Annotated in this window: 16 protein-coding genes and 1 tRNA gene; 9 read left to right on the top strand and 8 right to left on the bottom strand. The window is 59.8% G+C overall.

The window, feature by feature from the left end:
* The first annotated feature begins 107 nt into the window (after positions 1 to 107).
* A complete protein-coding gene (serC, locus tag ACYU0X_RS03100) occupies positions 108 to 1,229 on the top strand; it encodes a phosphoserine transaminase (protein ID WP_418908371.1) in 1,122 nt (373 codons plus the stop codon).
* A gap of 76 nt (positions 1,230 to 1,305) precedes the next feature.
* Here the strand turns inward: serC and ACYU0X_RS03095 are convergent, their stop codons facing one another.
* Together ACYU0X_RS03095 and ACYU0X_RS03090 are read right to left on the bottom strand one after the other, a co-directional pair.
* Positions 1,306 to 1,950 (bottom strand): DUF3027 domain-containing protein, encoded by a 645-nt coding sequence (locus tag ACYU0X_RS03095; RefSeq protein ID WP_418908370.1) that lies wholly within the window; start codon positions 1,948 to 1,950, stop codon positions 1,306 to 1,308.
* Between the two features lie 3 nt (positions 1,951 to 1,953).
* Positions 1,954 to 2,337 (bottom strand): cold-shock protein, encoded by a 384-nt coding sequence (locus ACYU0X_RS03090; protein ID WP_309408846.1) that lies wholly within the window; start codon positions 2,335 to 2,337, stop codon positions 1,954 to 1,956.
* A gap of 248 nt (positions 2,338 to 2,585) precedes the next feature.
* Here ACYU0X_RS03090 and ACYU0X_RS03085 point away from each other — a divergent pair, with 248 nt between their 5' ends.
* The 5 genes from ACYU0X_RS03085 (at position 2,586) to ACYU0X_RS03065 (ending at position 6,479) form a co-directional block, all read left to right on the top strand.
* Positions 2,586 to 2,804: a hypothetical protein gene (locus ACYU0X_RS03085; RefSeq protein ID WP_418908369.1), complete on the top strand. Its 219-nt coding sequence runs from the start codon at positions 2,586 to 2,588 to the stop codon at positions 2,802 to 2,804.
* 89 nt (positions 2,805 to 2,893) lie between these two features.
* The gene (locus ACYU0X_RS03080) at positions 2,894 to 3,601 is read left to right on the top strand and encodes a response regulator transcription factor (protein ID WP_309408848.1); all 708 of its coding nucleotides are present in this window, start codon (positions 2,894 to 2,896) and stop codon (positions 3,599 to 3,601) included.
* A 42-nt stretch (positions 3,602 to 3,643) separates the two neighbouring features.
* Entirely contained in the window at positions 3,644 to 5,140 is a 1,497-nt protein-coding gene (locus ACYU0X_RS03075; protein ID WP_418908368.1) for a sensor histidine kinase, read from the top strand.
* A gap of 105 nt (positions 5,141 to 5,245) precedes the next feature.
* The gene (locus ACYU0X_RS03070) at positions 5,246 to 5,536 is read left to right on the top strand and encodes a WXG100 family type VII secretion target (RefSeq protein WP_309408850.1); all 291 of its coding nucleotides are present in this window, start codon (positions 5,246 to 5,248) and stop codon (positions 5,534 to 5,536) included.
* 37 nt (positions 5,537 to 5,573) lie between these two features.
* The gene (locus ACYU0X_RS03065) at positions 5,574 to 6,479 is read left to right on the top strand and encodes a DUF4031 domain-containing protein (RefSeq protein WP_418908367.1); all 906 of its coding nucleotides are present in this window, start codon (positions 5,574 to 5,576) and stop codon (positions 6,477 to 6,479) included.
* Between the two features lie 77 nt (positions 6,480 to 6,556).
* On the opposite strand, the gene groL is transcribed toward ACYU0X_RS03065, so the two are convergent.
* The 3 genes from groL to ACYU0X_RS03050 all read right to left on the bottom strand — a co-directional run bounded on the left by groL (position 6,557) and on the right by ACYU0X_RS03050 (position 9,383).
* Positions 6,557 to 8,194 (bottom strand): chaperonin GroEL, encoded by a 1,638-nt coding sequence (gene groL, locus ACYU0X_RS03060; protein WP_418908366.1) that lies wholly within the window; start codon positions 8,192 to 8,194, stop codon positions 6,557 to 6,559.
* 283 nt (positions 8,195 to 8,477) lie between these two features.
* Positions 8,478 to 9,074, bottom strand: coding sequence for a LytR C-terminal domain-containing protein (locus tag ACYU0X_RS03055; protein WP_418908365.1), 597 nt, complete (start codon positions 9,072 to 9,074; stop codon positions 8,478 to 8,480).
* 51 nt (positions 9,075 to 9,125) lie between these two features.
* A complete protein-coding gene (locus ACYU0X_RS03050; RefSeq protein ID WP_309410470.1) occupies positions 9,126 to 9,383 on the bottom strand; it encodes a DUF3263 domain-containing protein in 258 nt (85 codons plus the stop codon).
* 189 nt (positions 9,384 to 9,572) lie between these two features.
* Between ACYU0X_RS03050 and ACYU0X_RS03045 the strand changes: the two genes are divergently transcribed.
* Positions 9,573 to 10,343 (top strand): uracil-DNA glycosylase, encoded by a 771-nt coding sequence (locus ACYU0X_RS03045; RefSeq protein WP_461902108.1) that lies wholly within the window; start codon positions 9,573 to 9,575, stop codon positions 10,341 to 10,343.
* On the opposite strand, the gene ACYU0X_RS03040 is transcribed toward ACYU0X_RS03045, so the two are convergent.
* On the bottom strand, positions 10,340 to 12,025 hold the full coding sequence (locus tag ACYU0X_RS03040) for a threonine/serine exporter family protein (protein WP_309408859.1): 1,686 nt from the start codon (positions 12,023 to 12,025) through the stop codon (positions 10,340 to 10,342). The two genes, ACYU0X_RS03045 and ACYU0X_RS03040, sit on opposite strands and share 4 nt — an antisense overlap.
* 328 nt (positions 12,026 to 12,353) lie before the next feature.
* On the opposite strand from ACYU0X_RS03040, the gene ACYU0X_RS03035 reads away from it, so the two are divergent.
* Positions 12,354 to 12,734, top strand: coding sequence for a hypothetical protein (locus tag ACYU0X_RS03035; RefSeq protein ID WP_461902107.1), 381 nt, complete (start codon positions 12,354 to 12,356; stop codon positions 12,732 to 12,734).
* A 217-nt stretch (positions 12,735 to 12,951) separates the two neighbouring features.
* Here the strand turns inward: ACYU0X_RS03035 and ACYU0X_RS03030 are convergent.
* A tRNA-Val gene (locus tag ACYU0X_RS03030) sits at positions 12,952 to 13,025 on the bottom strand.
* Between the two features lie 341 nt (positions 13,026 to 13,366).
* Here ACYU0X_RS03030 and ACYU0X_RS03025 point away from each other — a divergent pair.
* Positions 13,367 to 13,903, top strand: a complete 537-nt coding sequence (locus tag ACYU0X_RS03025; RefSeq protein ID WP_461902106.1) for a GNAT family N-acetyltransferase — start codon at positions 13,367 to 13,369, stop codon at positions 13,901 to 13,903.
* A gap of 1 nt (position 13,904) precedes the next feature.
* Here the strand turns inward: ACYU0X_RS03025 and ACYU0X_RS03020 are convergent, their stop codons facing one another.
* Positions 13,905 to 14,849: a DUF808 domain-containing protein gene (locus ACYU0X_RS03020; RefSeq protein ID WP_461902105.1), complete on the bottom strand. Its 945-nt coding sequence runs from the start codon at positions 14,847 to 14,849 to the stop codon at positions 13,905 to 13,907.
* Positions 14,850 to 14,882 lie beyond the last annotated feature (33 nt).

The following is a 14,882-nucleotide window of genomic DNA, read 5'->3' as shown; positions in this document are numbered from 1 at the left end:
GGTAGTTGCAACGCAAAACCTTGTTTGGTTTATTCCTCCGCCCGCCGTAACTCGGCGAGCGCCAGGGGCAAGGTTTTGACCCAGTCGCTAAAACGCTTAGGAGCGCGATGAGCACAGCAATCATCATTCCGGAAAACCTACTGCCCGCAGACGGTCGATTTGGTGCAGGTCCTTCTAAAGTCCGCCCGGAGCAGGTACAGGCGATTGTCGATGCTGGATCGACCCTCCTCGGCACTTCGCACCGCCAGGCCCCGGTGAAAAACCTTGTGGCATCGGTACAAAACGGCCTGAAAGAGTTTTTCAATGCTCCTGAAGGCTACGAAGTGTTGCTTGGCGTAGGTGGTTCCACCGCGTTTTGGGACGCTGCTGCCTTCGGCTTAGTGCGCAACAAGGCTCAGCACCTCTCCTTCGGCGAGTTCGGTTCGAAGTTCGCCAAGGCTACGGACAAGGCGCCTTTCCTCGCTCCTTCCAGCATCATCACCTCGGAGAACGGCTCGCTACCAGCGCCCGTCGCCGAATCCGACGTTGATGTCTACGCTTGGCCGCACAACGAAACTTCCACCGGTGTGTCCTCTCCGGTAAAGCGCGTTGCTGGCGCTAACGAGGACGCCCTCGTTGTCGTTGACGCTACCAGCGGCGCCGGCGGCCTGGATGTCGACCTCAGCGAAACCGACGTCTACTACTTTGCGCCTCAGAAGAACTTCGCCTCCGACGGGGGCTTGTGGATCGCCATGGTGTCCCCCGCGGCGATTGCACGCATCGAGGAAATTGCGGCCTCGGACCGTTGGATTCCTGACTTCCTGAATCTGAAGACCGCACTAGATAACTCGCTGAAGAATCAGACCTACAACACGCCCTCGCTCACAACGCTCGTGTCGCTCGATGCGCAGATTCAGTGGCTGAATTCCAATGGCGGACTGAAGTGGGCCGCGGAACGTACCGCTCAGAGCGCCGGTCAGATTTATGCTTGGGCCGAGGCCAACGAAGCAACGGCGCCCTACGTGAGCAATCCGGAGCACCGTTCCAATGTGATTGCCACGATCGACTTTGATGACTCAATTGATGCCAACGCCATCGCTCAGGCGCTTCGCGCCAACGGTGTCGTTGATGTCGAGCCCTACCGCAAGCTTGGCCGGAATCAGTTGCGCATCGCGACTTTTGTAGCCATCGAACCCTCCGATGTTGCGGCCTTGTTGAATTGCATTGACTACGTGATCGAGCAGCTCTAATCACAGCTGGGCTTAACGCACTGATGGCATCGAACCAATTGGTTCGATGCCATCAGTGCGTTAAGGCATCTAGCAGCTAGGAATCGTTGCCCCGCTGACGCTGTGCCGCGCGGCGGCGCGCTGCCGTGCGTTGCGCCGTGCGGCGGCGGCGCACGGGACGACGCGTGCTCTTACGAGCCGTTACCGTCTGCGCTTGACCGATATCCGGCTCCTGAGTGCTCGGCGTATCGGTATCTGACGTTTCGGTCGTGTCTTCGGCTACCGAACGTGCAGCTGCTTCGGACTCAACGGAATCCTGTGCGGCTTCCTCGGTTGCGTCGGGCGTGGCATCGGCCGTAGCGCCTGGCTCGGCGGCTTCTTCGGCGTTAGCTTCGTCTTCTTGCTCCCGCTGGGCCTTTTCTAGTTCTTCCTTTTCCAGACGTTCGGCCCACGGAACCCAGGCCGGCGCGAGCAGTGCGTCTTCCCCGGGGATGATCCCTACCTCGCAGACGGTCAAATCCTTAGCCTTAGCCCGTGGCACACGTGCCAGAGTTGCGAACCACGTCCAGCCCCGGTACCCACGCTTATGGGAGACAAATCGATGGGTGACTAATCGCTCACCAGTCGCTTCGGCTGCCACATGCTCGCCGAGTTCGCCTTCTTCGGTCACCTCAACAAGGGCAGCTCGAGCCTCGGCCACGGCATCTGCCAGGATTTGATCCAGCTTGGGTTTACGGGGCATGTTTTATACGTCCAGATCGTCGGCCACTGCGCGCAGCACGGTGGCAACCTTTTTTCCGTGTGCCTGATCAGGATAACGCCCCTTGCGCAACGTGTTCGACACCGAGTCCAGTAACTTGATCAGGTCCTCGATCAGCGCCGCTTCCTGTTCTGGCTTCTTGCGCTTGGCCCGGGCCACGGAAGGGGCAGCCTCAAGAATGCGCACACCCAGTGCCTGCGGACCGCGGCGACCATCTGCAACGCCGAACTCCAGGCGCGTTCCCGCGCGCAAATCTTGCACACCGGCAGGCAATGCTGCGGCGTTCAAGTACACTTCTTTACCGTCCTCGGCGGTGATGAAGCCAAAACCTTTGGCTTTCTCATACCACTTAACCTTGCCGGTAGGCATGATCGGTCTCCTCGTTCATTTCTCGTATCTATCGCGCTCCGCGTTCGCGGTGACCGGCGCGTGCTCAGGCGTTCGAGCCGCAGGGAGCATCCAACCGGGAATCTACATTTCATTCATCCGGGTGCTCTACCACTGGGCACGAATCAAGTCGAATACCTTAGATTATGTCATCCAGCGCTAGATTGTTCACAGTTGGATGTTCACCGCTCCGACAGACAACGCTCCAAAGCCGGGTAAAGTTGGACTCCGTGAGCACTTCTTCGACCGTCATTTCAGTGATTTCCCGCACCGCCATTGTCATCGCGGCTCTTTCGACCGTCTCACTTATCGCGATTCTCGTCCTCTACTTCGCCGAAATGTCGATCCCTGCTGTCGTGATGGCCATTGGCATCTTCGGGCTCCCCATCGCTTTCATTCTGGGAGGCGTCGTGGTGGTCAACAATATTCTTCAACGCCGCAACAGCTGAGGTTTCTGCAACCACACTGCTTCTTCCGACGCTACCCTGTACAGGACGCGCTCAGCAGACTCCCAGATAACGCGTGCAGACTGAGACGCATGAATGCAAAAAGCCCTGAAGCAAAATTGCTGGTTGTCGACGACGAGCCGAATATCCGCGAGTTGCTTTCAACTTCTCTGCGTTTCGCCGGCTTCGAGGTAACGGCCGCGGCCAATGGTCGTGAAGCCTTAGCCGCCGTAGAAAACGAAGAACCAGACCTCGCCGTCCTGGATGTCATGTTGCCGGATATGGATGGTTTTACCATCACCCGTAAGCTGCGCGCCGCGGGCCGACACTTCCCGGTGCTCTTCCTTACCGCACGTGATGACACCAGCGACAAGGTCACGGGACTAACCGTTGGTGGCGACGACTACGTCACCAAGCCCTTCAGCCTCGACGAGGTCGTCGCGCGCATTCGTGCCGTACTTCGGCGCACGGCCTCTGGCGAGGAAGAAAACGCCTCGATCGTCGTGGCCGATCTGGAACTCGACGATGACGCGCATGAGGTCCGTCGTGCCGGTGAGATCATCGACCTCTCCCCGACCGAGTTCAAGCTACTTCGCTACCTGATGATGAACCCAAATCGAGTACTGTCCAAGTCGCAGATTCTGGACCACGTCTGGGAGTACGACTTCAACGGCGATGCTTCGATCGTCGAGTCCTACATCTCCTACCTGCGCCGCAAGGTCGATCGACCGGAGTGGACGCCGCTGATCCAAACCAAACGAGGCGTCGGGTACCTGATGCGCACCCCAGACCGTCGCTAATCACGATCGCACCACCCGAGGGAAGGAACAGAGAATCTTCAGATGCAGGCACTGAGAAGATCGTGGCGGCGTACCTCGTTGCGCACCAAGCTGGTCATGCTCATGTGTGCGCTGATGACAATTGGAGTGCTGGCCACCGCAGTCGGTTCGGCACATACCTTGCGCATTTCACTGACGAAGCAGCTCGATGAGCAATTAATTAGTGCTGCTCCTCCCCTCGGCTATGGCCTGAACAAGGCCTACCTGTATTCGTTGGACGCCGATAACGGCAATACCGGTGGCGTCGATCCGAGCCTGCTAGGGCTCAACCGCGCCTACGCCGATATTCGTGATGCCGAGGGCACCATCGAATACATCATGCCCACCAACCGTGTGGCCAGCGAGCATTCGATGCTTCCGTTGCTGGGCCCTAAACAGATCGCCGAACTCAACGCGAATCCCCGCACACCGATCACGGTGCCCGGTAGCTACACCGGGTCAGCAGGCTGGCGTGCGATCTCCTTGGACCTCAAAACCAGCGGTCTACATTTTTATCTTGCCCTGCCCTTGGACACGGTCAGTGACACCGTGCAAAAGACTGCCGCACTCGTGCTCTCCACCGGCCTATTGGCGACTCTGCTGATGTCCATGATCGCTTACGGGGTTACCACGCGCGCGTTAGCTCCGCTCTTGCGGGTAGAGCGCACGGCTTCGCTCATCGCCGACGGAGATCTGACGCAACGCGTGCAAGATTACCCGCCAGAGACCGAGGTAGGACGGCTATCCCGTTCACTGAATGCCATGCTGGCGCAGATCGAACGCGCGTTCAAGGATCGCGAAGCATCCGAACGCAAAATGCGACGCTTTATCCAAGACGCTTCGCACGAGCTGCGCACACCGCTGGTCACCATCCAGGGGTACTCCGAGTTCTATCGTCATGGCGGTCTTGCCAGTGAGGAAGCCGTGGGCTCCGCCATGGGCCGCATCGAGGCGGAATCGAAGCGAATGGCGCAGTTGGTCGAAGACCTGCTCATGTTGGCGCGACTTGATGAACAGCGCCCGCTAGAGATGAACCCGGTGGACCTGTTGGTCATCGGCCAGGACGCCGTGGAAGATACTCGAGTACGTGCCCCGGAACGCACGGTAACGCTCGTCGGTCTCGATGGCCCCATGCCCGCGCCGGCTTCTACCACTGGTGATGATGCGCGGATCCGCCAGATCATTGCCAACCTGCTGACAAACGCGCTGCGCTATACCCCGGAGGGAAGCCCAATCGAAATTGCGGTAGGAGTACGCTCGCTCGTGGCTGGTGCCAGCGACGCCGTACTCGAAGTCCGCGACCATGGGCCCGGCATACCGGAAGAAGACGCCCAACGCGTTTTCGAACGTTTCTACCGCGCCGACTCCTCACGTCAGCGCGAGACGGGCGGCTCGGGGCTCGGGCTGGCGATTGTCTCGGCGATCGCCGGACAGCATGGCGGTTCCGTCGCGGTCAGCGAAACGCCTGGCGGCGGGACCACGATGAGCATCTCGCTGCCCTTCGTTCCCCCAGAAAACTGACACCAATCGGCAGCTATCCACAATCCGCCGATCTCGACCTACGAGTACCTCCATGCCCCCTAGGGTGAGTTGACCATCGACATCACCACGGCCTAGGAGGGCACTATGAGTACATTTTCCACCGACACCGGCGACATGCAGGTTAAATCGCAAGCCGTATTGAGCACCATCGATCGGCTTCGCAGCGAGGTCGCCGCCATGCAAATGAACCTCGACCAGTTGCAGGGCACATGGCAGGGCTCGGCGGCCGCTTCCTTCCATGCCATCGTGGCCGAATGGCGGGGAACCCATATCAAGATCGAAGAAGCGCTCAGCAACATCGCAGGTGCTTTGACCCACGCCTCGCAACAGTATGAGGAAGTCGAGCAAGTCAACGCCTCGCTCTTCCGGTACTGATATCCCACCGGGCGGGTCAATTAGGTACGCTGAGGCGATGATCCTGATTGACCCGCCACGCTGGCCCGCCCACGGCACCGAGTTCTCCCACTTGATCTCCGATCAGTCGCTCGCAGAGCTCCACGCATTCGCCGCCGCCAATGGCATCGATGCCCGTGCCTTCGACAGAGATCATTACGATGTTCCTGCCCGACGGTACCAGCAGCTAGTTGAAGCCGGTGCCCACGAAGTGAGCGGCACGGAACTGGTCCGCGCCTTGATGACATCCGGGCTAAGGGTTCCGGCGCGGTATCGACCGGAGAAGTTGGATCGGGTGTTGCTCGACCGATGGCAACGTGAGGTCGGTTTAGAGCTGGCCCTGGGACGAGCTCTATTGACCCGGTGGAGTGAGCCTCATCGGCGTTACCATGATCGCGTGCATCTACTGGCAATACTCGAGGGACTCGATCTGTTGCTTCCGGAGGGCATATCGCACAGCGAACGCCGGGCGGCATACTTGGCCGCTTGGTTTCATGACGCCGTCTATAACGGAAGCCCGAGCGACGAGCAGGAATCGGCAGAACTGGCCGAATCATTGTTGGCGGGGATCCTGCCTGTGGAAGAGCGCCAAAGGGTCAGTGCCCTGGTGTTAGTGACCGCCACACATCGCGCCAGCCCTTCGGACAATGTGGCCATGTCGCTCTGCGACGCGGATCTTGAGGTTCTTGCCCGTCCCCAACCTGCCTACGATCGCTACGTAGCTGCCATAGCCGAAGAATACGCCCACTTGGACCCCGTGCTCTTCGCTCAGGGGCGGTTACGTATACTCGACGATTTTCTGCAACGTCCGGCAATCTACGCCACGCCAGAGGCCCAAAAACGTTGGGAGTCCGCGGCTCGAGCCAATATCGAGCGCGAGATTCGACGACTGAATAGCGGACTGAGCTCCACAGCAGAGCGTTAAATGAAACGGCACGGGGCCGTATCCATCAAAGGATACGACCCCGCGCCTTGAGGCCTATTGAGCCAAACGGGTCAGGCTTAGAAGCCGCCCATTCCGCCCATGCCACCCATCTCATCGCCGCCCGGAGCGGCAGCGCCAGCCGGAGCCGGCTTGTCTGCCACAACCGCCTCGGTGGTCAGGAACAGACCAGCGATCGAGGCGGCGTTCTGCAGTGCCGAACGGGTAACCTTCACCGGGTCGTTGACGCCAGCGTCCAGCAGGTCAACGTACTCGCCGGTGGCGGCGTTCAGACCGTGGCCAGCAGGCAGACCCTTGACCTTGTCAGCAACGACGCCCGGCTCGAGACCAGCGTTCAGGGCGATCTGCTTCAGCGGAGCTTCGATACCCACGCGTACGATGTTCGCACCGGTGGCTTCGTCACCCTCGAGGGAGAGCTTGCCGAAGGCGGCTTCGCCAGCCTGGATCAGAGCCACGCCACCACCGGCGACGATGCCCTCTTCCACGGCTGCCTTAGCGTTACGCACGGCATCCTCGATGCGGTGCTTGCGCTCCTTGAGCTCCACCTCGGTAGCGGCGCCGGCCTTCAGCACGGCCACACCACCGGAGAGCTTTGCGTGGCGCTCCTGCAGCTTCTCGCGGTCGTAGTCCGAATCGGTGTTCTTGATTTCGGCAGCGATCTGGCTCTTGCGACCCTCGATGGCGTCGGCGTCGCCGCCGCCCTCCACGATGGTGGTCTCGTCCTTGGTGATAACCACCTTACGGGCGGTACCCAAGACCTCAAGGCCGACGTTGTCCAGCGACAGGCCGATTTCCTCGGAAACAACCTGGCCACCGGTCAGAATAGCGATGTCGGTCAGCATGGCCTTGCGACGATCGCCGAAGCCCGGAGCCTTGACGGCGACGGACTTGAACAGACCACGGATCTTGTTCAGGATCAGGGTTGCCAGAGCCTCGCCCTCGACGTCCTCGGCAATGATCAGCAGCGACTTGTTCGACTGCATGACCTTCTCCAGCAGCGAAACCATGTCCTTGACGCTGGAGATCTTCGAGTTGACGATCAGGATGTAAGGGTCTTCCAGGACGGTTTCCTGGCGCTCCGCGTCGGTGACGAAGTAGGCCGAGATGTAGCCCTTGTCGAAACGCATACCCTCAGCGAGCTCAAGCTCGAGGCCGAAGGTGTTGGATTCCTCGACGGTGATAACGCCCTGCTCGCCGACCTTATCCAAAGCCTCAGCGATCAGACCACCAATTTCGGTGTCGCCAGCGGAGATCGACGCGGTAGCAGCGATCTGCTCCTTGGACTCGATCTTCTTGGCAGCGGTGAACAGCTCGGCGGTGACGGCCTCAACGGCCTTGTCGATGCCGCGGCGCAGTGCGATCGGGTCGGCGCCTGCGGCAACGTTACGCAGGCCTTCCTTGACCAGTGCCTGAGCCAGCACGGTTGCGGTAGTGGTACCGTCACCTGCGACGTCGTCGGTCTTCTTAGCTACTTCCTTGACCAGCTCGGCGCCGATCTTCTCGTAGGCATCCTCGAGCTCGATCTCCTTGGCGATGGAGACACCGTCGTTGGTGATGGTCGGTGCGCCCCACTTCTTTTCAAGTACGACGTTGCGCCCACGCGGGCCCAGGGTAACCTTCACGGCGTCGGCCAGGGTGTTCAGGCCGCGCTCGAGGCCGCGGCGTGCTTCCTCGTCAAATGCAATCATCTTGGCCATAGTGGCTTACGGTCCTTTCGGGACAATCATGCGAAAGTTCAACCGACAGACAGCGCCCGCGACGGACGAGTGTTCCGTTTCCGGCATCGGACCGGAGACGAACCAGCTCTCGCTATCTGAGGTAATTCGCCTCGGCGCAACGTGACCGTGCTTCCGGAAGGAAACGGTTAAACCGGAAACCGACCGGAATTAGCAGTCTCGACGCGCGAGTGCTAATACAAATATTGGCACTCTCGCGGTGCGAGTGCAAGCCGGTCGGCTCTAGGCGAAGACTTATTCGAGGCTACTGTTCCTCGGTCACATCGCTACCTATAACGATCGAGATTCGGTCGGGAATATTGCTGGTTTGCAGTACCGCCTCAATACCGAGCGCAGCCGCCGTCTTCTGAGCAGTCATCTCGTACGCGTTAGACGCGTAGTAAACGGCGGATTCGGTTTCCAGTCGCGACCAATCGCCGGTGCGCAGATTCGTGAAGCCCTCTTCGAGCAACTGCTCTTGCGCAGTTCCGGCCGATCCGCGTACCCCGGACGCATTGTAGATACCCACGCGCTGCCCGTAGAGCACTTCGGAGTCGTCGATGCTAAAGCTGGGCGAGGGCTCCTCGGTTTCGCTCGGGGTTGGCGAGGAACTCGTCTCCTCGCTTGCCGTTGTCGTCGCGGTCGGCTCCGTAGCGGTAGGCGAGGCAGGCTGCTGGTTAAAGACGAAGAACGATATGGCTCCAATGATCAGCACGGACACCGCGGCGATAATCACCCAGCGTAGCGACCCGCCCGCGGACTTTGCCGCAGCAGATTGCGCCCATCCATGGGCATGGTGCGATCCCACTCGGGTGTTGAACTCCGGAACGCGATCAAACTCATCACGCGGGTAGTTGGTCATTCTCGTCCTTGTTCGATGGATAACTGGCGGCGGTCGGTGTGCGGGAGTGACTCAACGTCCCTGTCCGACGGCGCCGCCCACGCGTCGCCTCGTAGTTCGTAGTCTACGCAACCGCTTGACCAGCATCGGGTCATAGGCCAACGCAGCGTCCGTGTCGATCAGCTGGTTGAGCAGCTGATAGTAATGGGTCGCGGACATCGAAAACTGCTGCGTAATGGCCTGTTCCTTGGCACCGGCGTACTTCCACCACAGGCGCTCCATGTAAAGAATCTGTTGCGAGCGCTCGTCTAATTCGCTGTCCGGATTCATCACGAAATCAGCTAAGAACTCTTGCTCTGACACCACGCTCACCTCGATTCCTCTGCTCTCGCCTGTGGGCTTCTACTCGTTCATGGTGACCCAGCGTGCAGCCGGGACGCCACAGATATTCTACCCATTGGCGTCCCAAAACGCCGTGTGAGCTACACCCTGTCGGCGCGCAAAGGCACAATTGAATGTATGGACAACCCGCAGCAGACGCTCTTCGACCAGGCAGATTTCTCGCCGAACAACCCGTTGCAGGCCACCGACTTCCCGTTCTATTACGGTGTTGCGCACCTCGCTGAGCTGCAGCTCATCGCGGCCGATTGGGTTCCTGCGCTGCGTGCGGTCGATGCGCAATTACGGCAACTAGCCACGGCGTTAGCGGAGCGCTCCGCCGCCGGCGAGCGCATCCTTCCGAGGCCTGAGAACATCCTGCGGGCCCTGCAACTGCCACTCCACGAGGTAAAGGTACTTATCCTGGGCCAGGACCCGTACCCCACTCCGGGGCACGGCAACGGCTTGGCTTTCGCCGCCGAACGCCATGTCCGCCCACTTCCACGCAGCCTGTCGAACATTTATAAGGAACTCGAGTCAGATCTAGGCATTCCACCGGCAGCACACCCCGATCTCAGTGTGTGGCACCAGCGTGGCGTCTTACTCCTGAACCAGGTATTGACCGTCACGGCCGGAGAGGCCGGCTCACATCAAAAGCTCGGTTGGCAACCCATTGTGGAGGCGATCCTGCGGGCGCTGAACGAACGCGCGGAGCCGGTGGTGTCCATCCTCTGGGGCGCGAAGGCACAAACCCTTGCTCCGATGCTCTCGCGGTCTATTCAGATTCGTAGCGCGCATCCTTCACCGCTCTCGGCCTCACGCGGGTTCTTCGGCTCGCGCCCTTTCTCCGCCACGAATCAGGCACTGGCCCGGCTCGGACGCGAACCGATTGACTGGAAGATTCCGGCCTAGCGGCGGCGAATCCGGCGACGTTCGCGCCGTGCGCTGGAGGTCAACGGGCGACACAGCGTATCGCCCAAGACCACGCCGCCGGCGATCGCAAGCATGATGCCCAAAGCGTTGAACATCTCAACCAGACCACCCGACATGTTCGTTGTCTCAAAAACGATCACATACATGGCACGGAAGATCATCAGACCGGGCAACATGAACATGACCGCCGGAGCTGCCAGAACCAGTTGGGGGCTGTTGAGCCGGTCGGTCAAATAGCGTGCCGCGAAGCCAATGACGGTTGAAACAACCGCGGGGGTACCACGCTCACCCATGCCCACTGCCTCCATCACGACGAACACCAAATAGCCAAGCAACGCGATCCCGGCTGTGGGCAGCAACAGTCGCCGCGCCGTTTGTTCGGTGACGGCGCCGGCAATAATGGCAATGACCACCAGCAGAGCCATGAACCAGATGGGGTAGTCGATGGTCTTGATCTCATGAACGTCAACGGCCGAAGCATCAAATAATGAAAACACCACCAGAGCCGCGGAAATACCCACAACTATGGCCATGTAGGTCAAACCCGCCGAGAACAGGCGCCCGATCGCTGTCACCGGGAATCCGTTGATCGCATCTTGTAGAGCCGAAACGAACTTGCCCGAGGGTAAGAGCAGCAAGATACCGCCCGAGACGACCAGGGCCGGATCCAGCGGCGCGTTGGCCTGAAAGCCAAGTAGCGCAATGGCCGTCACCGCAAAGGACGAAGCGGATATGGTGAAGAATTCGGGCACGCGCCACCGACTACCGTATTTGCCGATTTCCGAGACCAAGACGGACGAGGCCATCGCGATCAGGGCACCAAGCCAAGTACCTCCGATGAACAACACGAAGGCGGCCGCGAAGACGCTGCGTCCGGTGGCGACCAACCAACGCGGAAACGGCTTAGGCTGACGCTGGATTTTCTTCAGCCGGGACACCGCAGTCTGTCGCGAGACGCCACCGGCGATAATGTCCGAAACTAGTTCGTGGAGCAACACCAGACCGGCGTAGTTGGCCGTAGACGAGCGAACGACGCGCAGTACGGAGAAACTCTCTGCATCAGGTGGGCTGTAGTTCAGGTGCAAGGACTGATTGGTCGTGTCCATATCCAAGTGGCTGACCCCAAGGGCGGCAGTCACCGCAATGACGCTGGTTTCTACCTCCAGGGCCCCTGCCCCGTAGCGGATAAGCGTCTCGCCCAGATCCAGCGCAAACTCGATGGTACGGCGCGTCGACGCGTCATGCTCCTCGTTGACCTTGGGATTGGCATAGGGCGTGCCCTGGAGCCGATCAACCAAATTGAGGGCTTGAGTCGGGGGCGCATCGGACACCCAAATCTTGGCCAGCAAACGACGAGCCACCGGGTTGGCGCGTTGCGGGTAAACCGTCACGCCCTCGTCGGTGATCGACATTTGTCCGAGCCACGAACCGGCATCATCGGCGTCGGCCGTGGTCAGTGTGGCGCTAAGTGCCGTAGTTGGTGGTAGGGCCGAAGCACGCACCGGTTCAGGAGCCGGTTCTGGGTCGGGCTCTTGACTACCCACATTCACGTTGATTTGGTTCGTCGTCACTAGTGGTAGGGCGCTAACGGCGGGCGCCGGGTCCTGACCGGCGGACTGCTCCACCTGGCCCTCCGGTTCGTCCGACTGCTGTTGCGCCACGGCGATTTCCCCCTCTCACACCCGATAACTACTCCTCTTGCTTCACGATACAACGGAGTCTTCGCCGAAGGAGGCAAAATATCGGCAGAGAAGACGTCACGCCGCACACACTTGTTAGCACTACTCCCCCGCTACGTACCGGGAGAACCGAAAGGTGCCCCGCTTGTGAATTGCAGAAGGCCGCGAAACGTCCGAGGACTCTCGGCGCATTTGCGTTTAGTGGGTGCAAGGGGCGGCCATCGCGCCGGTTCTCTCGGTTCACCAAGGCAGGGGCAGGCGAAGACGTGAGCATGCTCTAGCCAGAAGCTTGCGGGACTACTGTTGGTACATGAGGAAGCTACGTGTGCTCCAGGTCGGGATGGACCCAGCGGTCATCGATTTCTCGCCGTGGCCCGGGCAAGATGCCGACCACCTTCGCGCGCGGATCAACGACGCGGCCACACTGCTGCAAACCAACGGTTTCGATGTGACGGTCTGCCTGCTGTCTGATGGCCCCGACGATGTGGAGCCAACCTTGAAGACCTTCTTGGCCGGAGCCCGATTCGACGTGGTCGAGGTCGGAGCCGGCGTGCGGACCTCCACAGAGTTCACGGCCATCTTCGAACGGGTCATCAACGTGGTGAACGCCCTGCAGCCGGGCACGCTGTTCTGCTTCAACGATTCGCCCGAAACGACGCTCGAAGCCATACGGCGCGTTCTTGAGAAATAGGGCTCGGATTCCGAGTTCTGTCCAACCGGAGGGGAGCGCTTCGAGTGGTGCCCTGCCCAGACGATGCGCAGAGCCCTGGCACGCGTTCGCCGGCAGATTACCGAATCTACTTCTGCTGCCAGCTGGGCTTCGACCAGCGCTGGTGAGGACCCCGGAAACGACAAACGGGAACCCGCAACATTTTGTTATGTCGCGTGTTCCCGAAAGACGCAATGGGTGGATCTTACTGGACTCGAACCAGCGACCTTTCGCGTGTGAGGCGAACGCTCTAACCAACTGAGCTAAAGATCCATTTTCGATGCCGACCTCGCGGTTCAGCACCTAAATGATCTTAGCGGCAATCCTCGTCCAGCGCCAAATCGAGGACTCGGCACCGCTTGTTAGCCGCGTCACCACATGTCCATTCAAGGGCGGCAAAATATTCTCCGAGTGTTCACAAAAAAGCCGAATTTCCCTCTTGTGCCGCACCCGTCGGAACCTCATAATTTTCTTAGCTCACAGAGCCAAAAACTGGGCCCTACAAGGAAGCTGTCGGAATCCACTGACAACGGTCCCCTCAAGGCCAACGAAACCGCCCGGCGTCCCGGGCATCACGACCCTTTCGTTCGTTCTGATTTTTAGGACCGTCCCCAGTGCGCACTTCCCTCAGCTTTGCCGTGGCTTCTTCCTCCCCTGCGGGGCTCGCTCGTGAAGAGCTGGCCTCACTCTACCCACACACCGGCGAGCGCTGGCATCAGAAGATGGACCGCTGCCTCTGCCTTGTCACCGTCCGCCATGAGGGAAGACTCATAGCGGCCGGCATCGTTCACGATTCAGTTCTGGCTCCCACAGAATCGATGGATGCCCTCGAGTTGGGGTGCATGGCGGTGCACCCGGCCTTTCGTAAGTTGGGAATCCGTGAACGCGTAACAGCGCTGCGCCTCGAACGTGCGCGAGCGCTGGGTGGTACTCCGATCACGGTCATCGACGCGGCTAACCCTGCCTCGTGGGCGTTCTATGAACGAAGTGATGCCTGGGAACGCGAGCGAGTCTTTGAGCAAGATGAGACCACCAAGTTCATCTACCGTGCCCTACGTGAGCCACGGAGGGCTCCTGCGCCGATTCTCGTACCGTCCTCGAGCGTCGCTCCGCAAGTGGACTCACAAGTCCTTGCCGTGCCAGCGCTCTGAGCTAGTGCTTGGTAGCGCCGTCCTTGGCCCGGGCCTTCTTCACGGCCGTAATGGCGAACGCCAGCACGGTGCCTACGAGGATTCCCGCGATACATGAGAACGCCGTGTTGACGCACCAGCCAAGAAACGCACCAAATGCACCGGTGGCGTGATGGACGAGGTCCTCAAGGTGATGCACGAACCCATAAGGAGCGTGCCAACCTAATTCATCGAGCCCGGTGAGCAGTATGTGGCCGCCCACCCACAACATTGCGATAACCCCAACCTTGCTCAGCACCGACATGATAATTGGCATCGCCTTGACCAGTCCTCGACCAAAGCTTTGTGAGGCCTTCGAGTCGCGCTGAGCCAACCGCAGACCCAGATCATCCATTTTGACGATCAGCCCCACGGCTCCATACACAACCACGGTCATTAGCAGTGCGATGACAACAAGGATCGCGGTGCGCATCCAGAAATGCTGGTCAGCGACTTCGTTCAGTGAAATCACCATGATTTCAGCCGAGAGCACGAGGTCCGTGCGCACGGCGGCCCCAATTATGGACTTCTCATCGCGCACTGCCTCCCCGTGTTCGGCGTGGTGACGTAAGATTCCTGCGGCTTCCAATAGCTTCTCGGCGCCCTCGAAGACGAGGTAACAACCGCCGAGCATCAGAATCGGGGTCAACGCCCACGGTGCGAACTGCGACAGCAGCAACGCTAAGGGAAGGATGAAAACCAGCTTGTTGCGGATCGACCCAACGGCAATCTTCCAGATAATCGGAAGTTCTCGTTTGGGCGATATTCCTTCGACGTATTGCGGCGTCACTGCTGCGTCGTCGATAACCACGCCCATCGCCTTCGTACTGGCCCGTCCCGCGCCAGCGGCAATATCGTCGATGGAAGCGGCAGTGATTTTCACTAGCGCCGCAATATCGTCAAGCAGTGCTACTAGACCACCGGCCATGTGCGTTCCTTTTCATAAAGTCGACTCGTTGGT

This window comes from Glutamicibacter sp. X7 (genome assembly GCF_054889245.1).
The sequence above is the reverse complement of the archived record's forward strand: the minus strand, read 5'-3'. Positions and strand labels throughout refer to the sequence as shown.